Origin of the sequence: Pseudomonas sp. FSL R10-0399 (assembly GCF_009600165.1) — a bacterium.
Classification (GTDB): Bacteria; Pseudomonadota; Gammaproteobacteria; order Pseudomonadales; family Pseudomonadaceae; genus Aquipseudomonas; species Aquipseudomonas helleri.
The window spans coordinates 1-13,105 of sequence record NZ_WIWK01000030.1; the positions used below are offsets into that span (position 1 = coordinate 1).

13 protein-coding genes and 1 pseudogene are annotated in these 13,105 nt (G+C 52.4%); 6 read left to right on the forward strand and 8 right to left on the reverse strand.

Going from position 1 to position 13,105, the window contains the following annotated elements; genetic code table 11:
• The 6 genes and pseudogenes from istA to GHO41_RS11050 all read left to right on the forward strand — a co-directional run.
• Positions 1-909 (forward strand): annotated as a pseudogene (gene istA / locus GHO41_RS11025) (IS21-like element ISPpu7 family transposase); the annotation flags it as partial.
• 17 nt (positions 910-926) lie between these two features.
• Positions 927-1,682, forward strand: a complete 756-nt coding sequence (gene istB, locus GHO41_RS11030; RefSeq protein ID WP_019437637.1) for an IS21-like element ISPpu7 family helper ATPase IstB — start codon at positions 927-929, stop codon at positions 1,680-1,682.
• A gap of 80 nt (positions 1,683-1,762) precedes the next feature.
• Complete coding sequence (locus GHO41_RS11035; RefSeq protein ID WP_153433559.1) at positions 1,763-1,969, forward strand: hypothetical protein; 207 nt, start codon at positions 1,763-1,765, stop codon at positions 1,967-1,969.
• Between the two features lie 1,117 nt (positions 1,970-3,086).
• A complete protein-coding gene (locus GHO41_RS11040) occupies positions 3,087-4,115 on the forward strand; it encodes a hypothetical protein (RefSeq protein ID WP_153433560.1) in 1,029 nt (342 codons plus the stop codon).
• Positions 4,116-4,125: 10 nt separating this feature from the next.
• Entirely contained in the window at positions 4,126-5,175 is a 1,050-nt protein-coding gene (locus tag GHO41_RS11045) for a ParM/StbA family protein (RefSeq protein WP_153433561.1), read from the forward strand.
• Positions 5,172-5,741: a hypothetical protein gene (locus GHO41_RS11050; protein WP_153433562.1), complete on the forward strand. Its 570-nt coding sequence runs from the start codon at positions 5,172-5,174 to the stop codon at positions 5,739-5,741. Before GHO41_RS11045 ends, GHO41_RS11050 begins: the two co-directional genes overlap by 4 nt.
• A 35-nt stretch (positions 5,742-5,776) precedes the next feature.
• Here the strand turns inward: GHO41_RS11050 and GHO41_RS11055 are convergent, their stop codons facing one another.
• From GHO41_RS11055 to GHO41_RS11090, 8 genes are all read right to left on the reverse strand, one after another.
• Positions 5,777-6,061, reverse strand: coding sequence for a hypothetical protein (locus GHO41_RS11055; protein ID WP_153433563.1), 285 nt, complete (start codon positions 6,059-6,061; stop codon positions 5,777-5,779).
• On the reverse strand, positions 6,058-6,507 hold the full coding sequence (locus tag GHO41_RS11060; protein WP_153433564.1) for a hypothetical protein: 450 nt from the start codon (positions 6,505-6,507) through the stop codon (positions 6,058-6,060). Before GHO41_RS11060 ends, GHO41_RS11055 begins: the two co-directional genes overlap by 4 nt.
• Entirely contained in the window at positions 6,504-7,019 is a 516-nt protein-coding gene (locus GHO41_RS11065) for a hypothetical protein (protein ID WP_153433565.1), read from the reverse strand. The genes GHO41_RS11060 and GHO41_RS11065 overlap by 4 nt, the downstream gene beginning before the upstream one ends.
• Positions 7,016-7,927 (reverse strand): hypothetical protein, encoded by a 912-nt coding sequence (locus tag GHO41_RS11070; protein ID WP_153433566.1) that lies wholly within the window; start codon positions 7,925-7,927, stop codon positions 7,016-7,018. Before GHO41_RS11070 ends, GHO41_RS11065 begins: the two co-directional genes overlap by 4 nt.
• 81 nt (positions 7,928-8,008) lie before the next feature.
• Positions 8,009-10,003 (reverse strand): hypothetical protein, encoded by a 1,995-nt coding sequence (locus GHO41_RS11075; protein WP_153433567.1) that lies wholly within the window; start codon positions 10,001-10,003, stop codon positions 8,009-8,011.
• A gap of 10 nt (positions 10,004-10,013) precedes the next feature.
• Positions 10,014-11,429: a hypothetical protein gene (locus tag GHO41_RS11080; protein ID WP_153433568.1), complete on the reverse strand. Its 1,416-nt coding sequence runs from the start codon at positions 11,427-11,429 to the stop codon at positions 10,014-10,016.
• Between the two features lie 11 nt (positions 11,430-11,440).
• Complete coding sequence (locus GHO41_RS11085) at positions 11,441-12,316, reverse strand: TlpA family protein disulfide reductase (protein ID WP_371928898.1); 876 nt, start codon at positions 12,314-12,316, stop codon at positions 11,441-11,443.
• Positions 12,317-12,330: 14 nt separating this feature from the next.
• Positions 12,331-13,068, reverse strand: coding sequence for an SEL1-like repeat protein (locus GHO41_RS11090; protein ID WP_153433569.1), 738 nt, complete (start codon positions 13,066-13,068; stop codon positions 12,331-12,333).
• Between the last annotated feature and the right edge of the window lie 37 nt (positions 13,069-13,105).

Consider the following 13,105-nt stretch of genomic DNA (forward strand, 5'->3'; position numbering starts at 1 on the left):
CCGGACAACCTGCGCAGCGCGGTGAGCAAGAGTCACCGCTACGAGCCGGACATCAACCCCAGCTACCGCGATCTGGCCGAGCACTATGGCGTGGCGGTGGTGCCGGCGCGGGCACGCAAACCGCGCGACAAGGCCAAGGCCGAAGTCGGCGTGCAGGTGGTCGAGCGTTGGATCCTCGCCGCACTGAGGAATCGGCAGTTCTTCTCCCTGGATGAACTCAACACGGCCATCGCCGGGCTGCTGGAGCGGCTCAACCAACGCCCGTTCAAGAAGCTGCCGGGCTCCCGGCAGTCGGCCTTCGACAGCCTGGATCGTCCGGCGCTGCGCCCCCTGCCGGAGCAACCCTACGTCTACGCCGAGTGGAAGAAGGCGCGGGTGCACATCGACTACCACGTCGAGGTCGATGGGCATTACTACTCGGTGCCGTATCAACTGGTGAAGAAGCAGCTGGAGGTGCGCCTGACGGCGCGCACCGTCGAGTTTTTCCACGCCAACCAGCGAGTGGCCAGCCACCTGCGCTCAATGCACAAGGGCAGGCACAGCACGCAGGCCGAGCACATGCCCAAGAGCCATCGCGAGCATGCCGAGTGGACGCCGCAACGGCTGATCCGCTGGGCCGAGCAGACCGGGCCGAACACCGCCGGCGTGATCCGGCACATCCTCGAACGGCGCATCCATCCGCAGCAGGGCTACCGGGCCTGCCTGGGCATCCTGCGCCTGGGTAAAACCCACGGTGAGGCGCGTCTGGAGTTGGCCTGCCGTCGCGCCATCAGCCTCGGCACGTGCAGCTACAAGAGCCTCGAATCGATCCTGCGCCAGGGGCTGGAAAACCTGCCGCTAGCTCAAACCAACCTGCCGCTGCTGCCGGACGACCACGCCAACCTGCGCGGATCCGCCTACTACCACTGACCCCAAGGAATCCCACCATGCTGCCCCATCCGACCCTGGACAAGCTGCAAACCCTGCGCCTGCACGGCATGCTCAAGGCGCTGAATGAACAACTGAAAACCCCGGACATCGACAGCCTGAGCTTCGAAGAACGCCTCGGCCTGCTGGTCGACCGCGAGCTGACCGAACGCGATGACAAGCGCCTGAGCAGCCGCCTGCGCCAGGCCCGGCTCAAGCACAACGCCTGCCTCGAAGACATCGACTACCGCAGCCCGCGCGGACTGGATAAGGCGCTGATCTTGCAACTGAGCAGTGGTCAGTGGCTGCGCGACGGCCTCAACCTGATCATCGGCGGCCCCACCGGTGTCGGTAAAACCTGGCTGGCCTGCGCCCTGGCCCACCAGGCCTGCCGGGAGGGCTACAGCGTGCGCTACCTGCGCCTGCCACGTTTGCTGGAAGAACTGGGTCTGGCCCATGGCGACGGCCGCTTCGCCAAGCTGATGAGCAGCTACGCCAAGACCGACCTGCTGATCCTCGACGACTGGGGCCTGGCCCCGTTCACCGGCGAGCAACGGCGCGACATGCTGGAGCTACTGGACGACCGTTACGGCCAGCGCTCGACCATCGTCACCAGCCAGATGCCGGTGGACAACTGGCACGAACTGATCGGCGATCCGACCCTGGCCGATGCCATCCTCGACCGCCTGGTGCACAACGCTTATCGGATCAATCTGAAGGGTGAATCAATGCGCAAACGGACGCAGAAATTGACGACGCCAGCCAACCCGGACTAACAATGCCACCCCTGCGTCGCTGCGCTCCGACTGCCTGTCCGAATGAGCGTGGAACAGGTGTCCGGATCAGCGTGGGCTGAGTGTCCGAATGGCGTGGAATCCGCAACGAGTCACCTGAGAAGACCTTCAAGGAAGTCGTTTATCTGGGTGAGCCCGGATTTGATGCTTTGTCAGTGGTGCGGGTAGCTAACAAAAGCATGAAGGCGTCTGTGCATGTCGTGCAGATGTTGATCGACCTGTATACCGCCAAACACAAAAAGCCAGTGGGTGAAGAACTAGAGTTCTGAACGATTTGAGTGCTTAAAAAGCCGGCCTTTGGGTCGGTTTTTTTGTGTCTGCTTTAAAGGTGGGGATTCGGGAGGGGATAAAGATGTAGAAATTGATGATGCAGTAGCGATAATTACATTAGACGCCATTTAGGATGTTTCTTTGGTCATTCTTTGCGCTGTGGCGAGAATGACCAATAATCAGTAATGCAAATAACCAATATTCGTTAGCGGTTACTTATAGCCAGAATAAATGGTCAATTCGAGTTCGTCCTGATCTGAGATTCATACTCAATATGTACTAGGCGACAGCAAAGAATTGATTGGGTTGTCTTTAGTCGGTGAAATTGGTCAAAAATTGCATGCTTGGAATAAACCACCTAGAAACCCATAGTTTCTGGGGCTGGCGCTGATCTGCCCACGTCAACATTTCTCAGTAAAGTCGTTGTCTTCACTCGGGTTCTTTTCACCGCTGGTGGTATCAGGAGCACCGATCAAGTGAGGGCGATTCCATCAGCAGGGATGGCAGAATTTGTTGTCGTGGGGAGGGGGCGGAAATGCGCAGATTTAGAAGCATGGGTGGTGACTGAGTGAAAAGCAGTGGTGCCAGCAAGCCAGAAGCTGACGCCTGATGGCTATCCAGGGGTAACAAGTGCCTCTCAGCGGATTCTAGACTTTGCTAACTCATTGCTAGGTGTTTTAGAGCAGCTTTGTGTGGTGTTCGAGATGATTCATAGGTGGCTATCAGAGGGCGGGAGAGCTTTCCTGATGAATCTCAGTGGTTTTCTAGTGATCCCCTGATCGACCCCGTAGGTTTAGCCAAGGTGCGCTGGATCGGTGTCAGTGTTTTTGAGAGCTTCCGTGAAGGGTTCGTAATGACTTTCGTGGGATTGGAAGTGATCGCCAGTGTGATGCCGATACCTTTTTGGTGGTGCTTCGAAGTGCCCCAATAGTGTCCCCAATGAGTAGCTGAGTCTTGCTGGGTCATATCCGCTTGTTTTTCGGCGATCCCTGCGGAAAACCGTTCAAGTTGTGGGTTTGTGGGTATTTGGAATTATTAGGCCAAAAAATGACATGAGGAAAAATGTGGCAGTAACCGCATCGAGTTCGAATGAAACGGTGAGGCGTTCTCTGGAGAATGCTCATAAACCCACAACCGTCATTACCCAAGCAAATGAGCCCGTCCAATCCCCCCGGCAGATACTCAGCTGATACCTATATTGAGCAGTTGACCGATGCGCGTGCTCGCATCGTTTCTACCGGTAAGCAGCTTTTGGATTGGTTGTCGCGGCTGGACGAATTCGCGGCATCCGAATTCATCCACCTTGAGCCGATGTTCAACCTATTTCCATTTCATAAGCGCAATGACACGTTCAGGCTCCTGCTTGAACTTCACCAGTCATCGAAACGGTACGGCACCCTTGGAGTCTCACTGCGCACAGAGTCCATGCGTACCGACCTTTCAAACCTGACGACTGCGGAATTAGGGACAGTGTTACGTCCGTTTTGTGGCCCTCAGCTTTCCAAAGAGCACGCTACTGCGTTTCAACGACTGGTTAGGTTCAACAACCGCGTTGCCGCGCTTAAGTTCCTAGGTGTTGAATTTGCACCGCCTGTAGGCAGTGGTCCTGTGTTGCCGCGTTGGTTCGAATCATTGGAGGTCTATGGAAGCAAATGCCGGCCATTACTTGAGGATCGGCTGGCAGAATTTCTAACGCTATCAGGAGACCTTGATTACGAAATGTTCGAGTTCAATTCGATGATGGGGAAGGTCAGGTATCGCTCTATTCGCTGTACCTACACGCTTGATGACGTAGACCCATTAGGGCCTTCTGACCCTGGATTCAAGGTCGTCAGTAGCATCAATCCGATAACAAACAATCGTCGTTACAACCGTATGGCTGACTTCAAAAGAGCTTTGAAAAAGAAACAAATCTCGAAAGAACTGCGGCTTGATTTCGGCCGTGATCCAAGCAAAGAAGAAATCGACCTGACACTCAAATCGTTCAGGCCTCGCCGTGAATCTGACTGGATCACCACGAAGGTGATCAAAGCCTGTCACTTGGGACGGTTGAGCACCGATGTTTTTGAAACGCAAAAAAATATCGTAGCCGTTATGCAGCCTTGGAACGCACTCCGGTCGCAGCTGCAAGCACTACTACCTTGAAGGGGGAACCATGAGTAACGTAAGCAACGAGCAGAACCTGATCGCAATTGACCTTGGCAACGGGACAACATCCTACATTGCTGGAAACGGTAAACAGGGCAGCTTCCCCTCCCTGGTGACCCAGTACAAAGACACCAGTGGCCTAGGGTCAGAATTTGCGAAGGAAGTGTTCAGAACGAAAGATGGCAATACCTATCTGGTAGGGGAAAGCTGTCGGGACGCTAATGCACGTTCGCGTAGTACGGACTCGTCCTTCTACTCGTCGGACATAATTCACATCCTCCTGCTCAAGGTTCTTGACGAATGCGGCATCAAGACCCCGATCATCGTTACGGGTTTGCCTACCGAATTCTATGACCAAGAGGTTAAAGGGTTCGAAGAAAATATCCGTCGCTGGGCAAAGGGTGAAGGCTATCAACTGCAAAACGTAAAGGTCGTTCCGCAGTGGGCTGGGCCTTGGTTTGATGACCAGCTTGAGGATGAGCAGGGCACTCGCATTGCTCTGGATCGTGTCTTGAGTGGTAAATGGGGAATCATCGACATTGGCCAGGGTACTACCGATATTGGTCAGTTCAACAATGGCCGGGTATCAGATCAACGCTACGGTGAGTCAAAGGGTGTATCCGACATTCACAAGTCAGTGTTTACCACCCTTAAATCAAAGCCCGAATCTATCGTTGTAGAGGGCAAGCGTAATGCCTACCTGCCCAAAGAGTTCGAGTTGGACAAACAGACTACAGAGCACACCGCAGACCAGTGGTTTCGAGCTGGGTTTATCAACTGGCGCGGCCAGAAACTCGACATGAATATCATTGGCTTGCCAGCTCGAAACGAGTTCGCAAAGGATGTGCTCCCACGTTGTATCGAAAAGGTTTGGGGCTCAACTGACTTCCTTGACGGGATGATTGTCGCAGGAGGTGGCGCCACCGTGCTTGGTATGGAAGTGTTCAAACAGTACGTCCATTGCCCTATATTCAAGGCAAGTACACCTGAGTTGAGTATTGTTAGAGGGTTTTACCGATTTGCGAAAACTCAAATTCTGCCGAAGATTCCACAATGAAAGATTCAGTACAGATCAAGGGGAACCTCGTCGCTGGTGAGCACGATGCCCTGATTGAGTTCTACATGCGGTTCAGTCGGCTGTTCGTTAACAAGCTTCTGTTGAAGCTATGCGAGGGGGTGATCCCAGACTACGAACCCTCATTGGCACTGTTCCAGTCCAACGTCTCAGAGAATGCTGAGGTGGCAAGGAAAGTCGCCATCCGCATTGAAAAAGACAAGCACCCGCTCATGTGGGCTTTCTACAAAGAACTACCATATGGTTCGCGTACGATGGTGATCATCAACCTAATGAACCACTACGCGACGTTGGCGGATGCTGATCCGAGACTCTTGGAAAAGACCTACTGGTCTAGTCGACCAGATCCAATACACAAAGACACCAAGGAACCTGCCGTGCATCTAGTTGAGAAGAGAGCTTCTTCTAGTGGTGAACCTGCCGGGAGAGTGCCCAGCGGCGCAGATGACTTCATAGGGAAGGGCAGGGTTGACGTACCTGCGACAGTTACAGAAGCCCAGCCTGGGGGGGTAGTTGACCCAGTTACCTTGATTTCTACAGGCCTTTGAAACAAAAAAGGCGCCCGATAGGTGGGCGCCTTCACTCAAGCCAAATCGTCTTTCTCCACCCAGAACTGGAATATCCCTTCCGCTTGTATCAGCCCGATATTGATCGTGTGTCCCCACTGGTGATACGAATGAATCACTTCTGCGAGCCCAGCGCCATCACCGTGCCCCGTGAGGTCTGGAACCACAGCGGACCCGCATGGCATTTCCAGAGCTGTCATCTGGCTCGGGTTGACACTAAATCGAATTCGCTCACCCATTTGCTTTCCTGCAAGAGCGTATAGCTTGGCTCCAAGGTCAGCAGCATCTTCCGCAATGATCATTGCTTGTGTACCCAGTAGGTTCCGCCAGCTGTGAAGGAGACTTCAAAGTGTGAAGTCTTGTTAGCCATCCATTCGACGGCGGTGCTCAGTGAGCAAGCGTTGTCGGCCATCAGTGGTGGGCTCTCACCAATGGAGGTATGTAGAAGTCGTATCGACAGGCTTTTACCACTCCGATGTAGGGGGATGACCAGGAAGCGGTGAGTTGCTTTAGGGTCGGTTTCAATCAGTGAGCCTAAGATTTGCTTGAAGTCAGCAAAGGAGATTTTTTGTAGACCTTTAGTCAAGCGGGCAGGCTCGGCCATTTTGTTGATGAACACATTGGCTGACATTGGCCACTCAGGTTCAAGATTGTTTGCCTCGAACATTAGTCTATCTGTGCCAAGCCAGAAGCCGTCTTCCGGTTCGTAAAATAGATCGTTGTCCATCAATATGATCCCAGCATTCATGCGACCTGAGCCTTACGGTAGACCTTGCTGTGCGAGAGCCAGCCGGGCTTGCTGTACGACGAAATAGTGCCTTTTGATTTTCCAGTATGAAGCTCCGCATGAAGCTCGCTGATCAGCGGAATCATCTGAACGCCTTCGGAATCTAAAGCTTGCACAATTTCGCTCCGAGAAGCGTGACCTTCGGGGAGTTCATCATACAAATCGATCAACTCCATTACCTGTTCGTCCACAGGAGACACGCTAGCCTGTGGGACAAACACGAATGCCGCACGCGGTAGCTTAGAAGTTTCATGAATCTGTTGTGCCAATGTCCCTGTAACGTGAGGGCGCGGCACAAAACGAACCTCATTGATCGCATCATTAACTGATTTTATCCAAGGCGTTGGGTAGGCCAGTTCGTCAGCGGTCGAGATAAGTTCCTCAGCGAAGGGAATCAACCCACTGCCCTTGTCGTTCAGATTGAGCTTGATGAGGTTGCCAGCAGCGTCGAGGCAGTAACTGAACTCGATCATTTCGCTGCACCATCTATTTGTAGAACATCGCGAATCTCTGCATCGATCTTGTTCCAGTAGGGTGCTGTGAACAAGGATTGGTACTGATAGGTCACGATCTTTGGAATGATCAGCTTCTCACCGTCGAGCTTGAGGTGATGAATCAAGCTGTTGATAGGCTTATCTGCCCCCTGGATGACGCGGTTGCCGAGGTTTGAGAAATAGGCATCAACCACTTCGCCCTGCGGATTGACGATGAACCAGTGCCGAGCCCAGTTATCCCAGTATTTGCCGTTCGTGTCGTCAAAGCCTTCGTTCCGCTGGAAATCATTAGCAGCAACGTAGTCACCACCTTGTTTCTTTGCGAATGGGAGGAATGGTTTGACCCACCGATCGTACTGCATCATTCCTTGGCCGGAGCCGTGGCGGACGGCCGGCGAGTAGATGTAGTAGTCCACCTGTGGCCCTGCTGGCTTAAGAAACAGAGGGATGAAATTGTCAGGTACGACCGTGAGGTCATCCATGAACTGTGGGTTCGGGTTCTGATCGTATTGCAGCCATGCGACTTTTACCTGATCACGCAGGTGGTTCTTCCAGATAAAGTCATAAACCTTGGATACTGCGACAGCATCAGTAGATAGCCGGTCAACAATAGGGAAGCCCCCATTAGTCCAACCGGGTGCGGCCATGTAAACCGTCCATGTTTTCGGTTGTTCCCAGCGTTGTGGGAGCTGCGGGTCTTTGAATTTTCCGCCGACTTTGAAGACAGTGTTTTGCAAGCCTGGATAAACCATTGGCTGAACGGCAACGCCTGATGCCTTATAGGTGGCTTCCGACAGGCCAGCTTCGTTTTGCGTCTTATCCTCACGGCAACCAGTTGCCGCGATAGCGCAGGCGAGGGCCAGGACAGCGAATTTGATATTTTTCATGTGTTCCTCCGATACCCTTGTTATAACGGCCCAGCATTGATTATCTCAAAAAAAGGCCCGGAAATTCCGGGCCTTTTGAGTTTATGGTTTTGGCGGGTTTAATGAAGGGCTTCCACCGCCGCCGCTCGGCGCCCCTCCTGGAGGATTGGAGTTGTTGCCTTGGCCACGTCCTGGCTGTGCACCAAACTGCTGTCCCTGTTGACCACCTCGCGCTGCAATCGCACTGACGCTCTTACTGATACTGGCAATATGGTTGTTGGTTTGTGATGCCGTTTGAGCATGTTTGGCGGCTTTGCCTGCGGCCATCATTTTCCCTACACGGCCCATACCTCCGCTTACCATGGATACAACCTGACCTGCGAGGCTCATGCCTTTTTCGCTACTGCTGCCAGCAGCTGCTTTCAGGTTCATCGAGGTAACTGCCCTTACGTCATCCCATAGGATCATCTTGGCGATTGCAACCTCACAAATACAAATGACTGTGAAGATGACAGTTTCGGTGTTCATTGAAGCAATAGCGTTGTTTAGGTCAACACCTCCAACTATGAATGTTTCTTGCTGGGCTTTCATAGCCTTATTAAAAGCGATTGAATTAGCAGCAAGAATCAAAAGCAAGTTATTTGTGAACACCACTAAGAATGGGAATGCCATTAGCTTAAAGTAGGTTACGAGAATCCTATGGCCATAAATAACTGAGATACATGCGAAAACAGGGAAAGTAATTAATAGTATTGCAACGATCATCGCCATAGAAGCAATAGTGAACGGTATTTGATATTTCAGCATCCATTCGTTGTACGCGTTACCAATACTGCTCATTGCGCCCATGAAGTTATTGACAGTACTTTCCCATACGCCATCATCAAATTTAATGTCAACGCCAGCTTGCTTGGCTACATCGCTCATCTGATCTTTTATGCCGCGATTTACCAAGTTTGCTGCGGTCATGGCAACCACTCCACCGGCTTGAGGCAGCTTGTCGTATTCAGGCACACCCTTTGCGCCTTCGCGCAGGCTCGCCATAGTTGCGTTTGCTACTTCGTACAAGTCCGAGCAGTTCTTTGGATAAAAAATGAAGTCATCTTCGCCTCCAGGTTCCGTCTTCGTAGCACCATTAGCGAGCATTTTTGAAAAGTCACCATTAGAGGACGACACTGATTTGAACATGGGCGTCGTTGACGTTTGAGTTCCATCAACGTCCGAAAGCAAAGTTTTGTAGTAAGTTGATGTTGGGATTCGATAGCCGATAGTGCCATCAATTGTGTTGTTTGCATTAGGCATTTCAACCATGAATTTCTTGGCTTTAACCTTATTCGACTCGAATTCCTTCGCTTCTAAGTTGGCCGCGATCATGCTGCCGAATGGTACGTTTTGTGCCAAAGCGGTCATAGACATGAGCGCCTTCCAGTCTAAGCTCCCCGCCTTTTGCCGTTCCAAAATCTGGCGTTGACTGTCTGCCTCTTTGGCACTCATGCCTAGAGTGGCGGCACCTACACCGACAGACTTTAGAAAAGCTTTTTCCTGAGGGGTTTTGGCTGCTGCGAGCGCTTGAGAACCGCATTGCTTGAAATAATCCACATAGGCTTTGCTGCCCTCACTTTTTATATATTTTTCAGCAAATTTCACTGCTTGATCATTGAATGCCAGAGCTACAGCATCCTTTGTCGGGCCACCACCACCAACGGACTCAACAATAGCGTTCTTCCACGCAGCCGCGAGCACGTCACTGAATATGTGACTCATAGTTCCAGCAAGGTAGTAGGAGTAGTAGCCACCGACAGAAAGCTCGGTGCCCGAATAGGCACCCAACTCTTTTGTGTTCTTGGTAGAGCTCAGCAAGAACCCTGAAATGATCACCATACCCATTACGGTAATACCGTGTTGGAGCCTGTCCACGGGAGCTTTTACGAAGCAAAAACCTGCCCATGCCAGCCCCATGGAGTACAGCACCCCAACTCCGGCTTGACGAAACCAAGGCCCAAAGAACGCAGCAGACCCAAAATAGTAGTGAATTAGGCCTTCGAAGTTACCAACGATCTGCTGGAGGTATAGCCAACTTGTGAACTGCGAGTCCATGAGCGTGCTCTCAGTTAGATTTCAAAATTTCATTTCGCTTGAGGTCCATGTTCACTTCCCCTGTGAGGTTAGCGAGTTCGGTCTTGAGCGAATCTATGGCATGTACGTATTGCTTCTTGCGCAGGTCCGAAAGAACTTCGTCATCAGGCTGGTTCTGTATGCCAGTCAGAACTGCTACTTCAAGGTTGTTTACGATGAATGTCAGGTCTTTTAGCGCTATCAACTGGGACATGTTGCGAATCATTGCTAGGCCCTGGGCCGGGTTCTGCTTCATCAACAGGTTGATTTTGCGGTGCTGTTGAACAGAAATAGCTACGCTGGTGCGGTTGTAGATAGCTTTGAAACCATCAGTTTTTACGAAGTCAGCTTCTTCGGCGCCCATGACTTCATTAACCCAACCTTCATAGTTAACAACCAAATCAGAAGCGAGTTTGCGCAGGGTAAGGGTGCGCGGAATTACACCACTCTCGCCGCTTTCGCTGATCTTGTAATCGGGCAGCAAGGGGCCGTAGTTTTCAATGTCGTCGCATGGGATGCCGCTGGAAGCTAGCAGCATGGTACGCAGGCCTTCGCTACTGATCCGGGTGCAAGCTTGAGTCCGAACCCCGTTGTTGGTCGGGCTAGTGGTGCCTGAGCCGTTGGAACCATTAGAACTACTGGTTGTACCGTTTACATCCGTCTTGAACGACACCAACCCTCCAGTAGCGCCGCCTACCTTGCCTAGGTACTGGCTGCTCCGTTCAGTGATGGTGTTTTTGGTGTCCTTCATTACGCTTGCCACGTTGCTGAGCAACCCATCATCTGACATACACTCAGGGTCTTTATAGCCGGCCTCGGCGGTGCAACGTGCTTCTGCCATGGCTTGTGCTTTTTCCTCTGCGGATTTGTCCGCAATTGCACGCACGCCAGAGCAACTCATGTTTGTGAGGTCGAGGCCGAATTGACCTACGTTGTTAAGCTCGTCAATTACAGCTTTCACCGTAGGTTGGGAGTAGGCGAGGTACATGATGGCCAGGGATGGCGCGTTCTGAATGAATTGCTCAATCATCTGCTGGTATTGCGCGAGTTGGCCGTCAATAACGCCACCGAGGTTGATCCCGTCGCAACCTACGCTGACCTTGGTTGAACCATAGCCACTGAGTGCTGTGGTCTTATCTGGAAAGTACGGAGTGTAAGTGTCGAAGCCGTTGCCTTTACCGTCGAGCATCGTTGCGTCACCACGGACCACGCGGCCACCGAAAGTGGTCACATTTTCCATGCTCATTGTCCAGGGCGAGTTCGCTTGGTCGTCAGCATAGGGGTCGTTGATGGTCGCATTGCTGGAGGCTGATACGTTGGAGCCAGATGTTGCAGCGATTGTGGGTGCTGCCGCGAACATGGTCCCGAAGGCGAGCGTCAGTGTGATCGCGATCTTTGACAATTTCATTTTGTGCTTTCTCACTTCTTCGCGGACAGTACGTGGGTGTTTGCTTCCAGGCGTTCTTCAAGCTGGACGATGGTTCGCACGCCGGGGAGTGATTGGCGTTGCTTCTGAGGTATGTTGTCGATCCAAGTCGTTGGCCATTTATCAACGCCAGCTTTCAATGCGTTACGAGCTTCGAGCGGGTTTAACATCCGGCCTTTCAGGCCACGGTCGGTAACTTTTGCCTTGAACCCTGCGGCGTTTTCATCAACCTGGAAGACGGTAATCTTGAGTTTTGGGTAGCGCTCTTGCACCTTGGCCAGGGTGCTCAGTTGAACCTCACACGCCCCGCACATGCTGTGAACGAAAACCGAAAGGGCAATGTCTTTCTGGTTGATTGCTTTGGGGCTATCGAACTGCGCTTTGGCTTTGTCCAGACCGATGATGTTCTTGAGTTGACCGGCATCCCACATCGCGTTCTGGTAGAGGCTGGCCGATTTCTTGTATTCGCCCCAAGTGCTGTCCATGTACAGCACAGCAGCCATTGCTGCTTCTGGGGTCTGCTCTAATTGCAGGCGAATTACTGCGGATGGCGTGCCGGGAACAAAGTTGAATTCGACTCCGGTAGGGTTGGTAACGCGGATAGGAGCGTTGGGGTTCTTCTTGGCTTGTTTATTGATCTCTGTGCAACTCTGCATCCACTGCATGTTCTGGCAGTCCATGATGTTCGGCAGCTTGGCCAGCTCGTCGTCTTCACGTTTCTGTCGGTAGTCATCGACCTGCTGCATGGCGCCTGCCATCGCTCTCGACAGTACTTCCTCTGTTGAAGTTGCGTTAGACAAAGCCCACGGAGCGTTGAACACCACGCCCCCGGCAACAAATGCCAAAGCAAATTTAATTTTGGTCTTCACTTTGTAAGCCTCGCTTAGAGCAGATTCGAAATATGATTGGAGAGGGATGAAAGGTCATTGACGACCCTTTCTTGGCCGTTGGGCGGAACCAACACAACTGAGGGCAAGTGCTTGACCCCATGTTGTGCCGCTAGCTGGCCTTTGAAATCGGGGGTAAAACCGTTGGGAGGAAACTTGGTGCCGCCGATTGGTGAACCATTTGGCGTCCATTCGGATGGGTTGATCACGACGAAAAAACGAACTTTGATCTTGGTTCCGAAGCGATTTTCCAGCGCCTGGGTCATGGTGTAGATGCGTTCGGCGGTAGAGTCAGTTTTCGCGATGAAAACCATTACCTCTATTCTTGGAAGGTCTGAGCCGTCAGTCACAATGTCGGTGTACCGAAGTACTTGTGCCTTGTATTGAGCAAGCTTGGCGTTTGCGGCGGCCACCTCTGCCGGGGTTGCAGTCCCGCTCACCCCAGCGATGGTTGGAATTGCTCCCGATTTATCCTGCACCAGCATTTGCTTAACGCGGGGCACCAATTCCTTCGCCCCCGTGTGGCCCTTTTCAGCCGCTACGGTGAAGAACCTCAATGCACGCTCCAAGTTGTCGCCGTACTCTGGTGAGCGCATCATCATTTCGCCAAGATAGAACATCGCTTGCACATCGCCGGCTTGTGCGAGTGGGAACATCAAGTCCCAAGCTTTTGTCTTGTCTCCGCTTCGCATAGCCACAAGCCCCTGTTTCAACTCAGGGCTTTGAGTGATCATTCGCGTCTCAGCGGCCTGAGCTTGGTGGCCAATCAGC

Coding starts and splice junctions, on each gene's coding strand:
- istB (WP_019437637.1), top strand. CDS start 927: ATGCTGCCCCATCCGACCCTGGACAAGCTGCAAACCCTGCGCCTGCAC.
- GHO41_RS11040 (WP_153433560.1), top strand. CDS start 3,087: ATGCTCATAAACCCACAACCGTCATTACCCAAGCAAATGAGCCCGTCC.
- GHO41_RS11045 (WP_153433561.1), top strand. CDS start 4,126: ATGAGTAACGTAAGCAACGAGCAGAACCTGATCGCAATTGACCTTGGC.
- GHO41_RS11050 (WP_153433562.1), top strand. CDS start 5,172: ATGAAAGATTCAGTACAGATCAAGGGGAACCTCGTCGCTGGTGAGCAC.
- GHO41_RS11055 (WP_153433563.1), bottom strand. CDS start 6,061: ATGATCATTGCGGAAGATGCTGCTGACCTTGGAGCCAAGCTATACGCT.
- GHO41_RS11060 (WP_153433564.1), bottom strand. CDS start 6,507: ATGAATGCTGGGATCATATTGATGGACAACGATCTATTTTACGAACCG.
- GHO41_RS11065 (WP_153433565.1), bottom strand. CDS start 7,019: ATGATCGAGTTCAGTTACTGCCTCGACGCTGCTGGCAACCTCATCAAG.
- GHO41_RS11070 (WP_153433566.1), bottom strand. CDS start 7,927: ATGAAAAATATCAAATTCGCTGTCCTGGCCCTCGCCTGCGCTATCGCG.
- GHO41_RS11075 (WP_153433567.1), bottom strand. CDS start 10,003: ATGGACTCGCAGTTCACAAGTTGGCTATACCTCCAGCAGATCGTTGGT.
- GHO41_RS11080 (WP_153433568.1), bottom strand. CDS start 11,429: ATGAAATTGTCAAAGATCGCGATCACACTGACGCTCGCCTTCGGGACC.
- GHO41_RS11090 (WP_153433569.1), bottom strand. CDS start 13,068: ATGATCACTCAAAGCCCTGAGTTGAAACAGGGGCTTGTGGCTATGCGA.